1 protein-coding gene is annotated in these 551 nt (G+C 72.4%); it reads right to left on the reverse strand.

The genetic code is table 11. The features are described 5' to 3' along the window. Nucleotides 1-373 (reverse strand): hypothetical protein (locus Ato02nite_RS51005; protein WP_213013973.1); only part of this gene is annotated, 373 nt, incomplete at its 3' end. Nucleotides 374-551 lie beyond the last annotated feature (178 nt).

The following is a 551-nucleotide window of genomic DNA, read 5'->3' on the forward strand; positions in this document are numbered from 1 at the left end:
TGCAGATCGCCGCGGCCGCGCTGCTCGGATGCTCGATCCTGCTGCTCGCTCTGGAGGCACGCGGGCACTGAGCCGTCTGCCCCTGGTCGCGGTCGCCTCGCTGCTGGTGTGCATCGCCGCGGTGCTCGCCTGGCAAGCGAACCCGCGCCCGGACCGTGACGATCATGTCGCCGGCATGCGGGATGCGGCGATCTACGCGTTCCAGGTCATCGTCGTCCTGGTCCTGGCCCGGCTGCCGATCCTGGCCGCGATCGCCCTGCTGCGGCGGATGGGGATCCGGCACGGCGCGGCGGGCACGGCGGTCCCGCACACCGATCCCCGCCGGCCGGCTGCACCCCTGCGCCCGGAAGCCGGCCGTCTTCACGCCCGACATCCGTTACCTCCTACTGGGCCTCGTGGGCATCGCCCGTGCTCAGGGACGTGGGTACGTTCTGGCCGCGCTCGTTCCATCCGTTCGCGCCGACCTGCTACACCAAACGCGCGGTGCCCGACCTGCAGCGCCGCATCCGCTGGCTCAACGACAACGGCGGCCGGGTGGTCGTCGACGCGCA

The sequence above is a fragment of the Paractinoplanes toevensis genome (assembly GCF_018332695.1).
GTDB lineage: Bacteria > Actinomycetota > Actinomycetes > Mycobacteriales > Micromonosporaceae > Actinoplanes > Actinoplanes toevensis.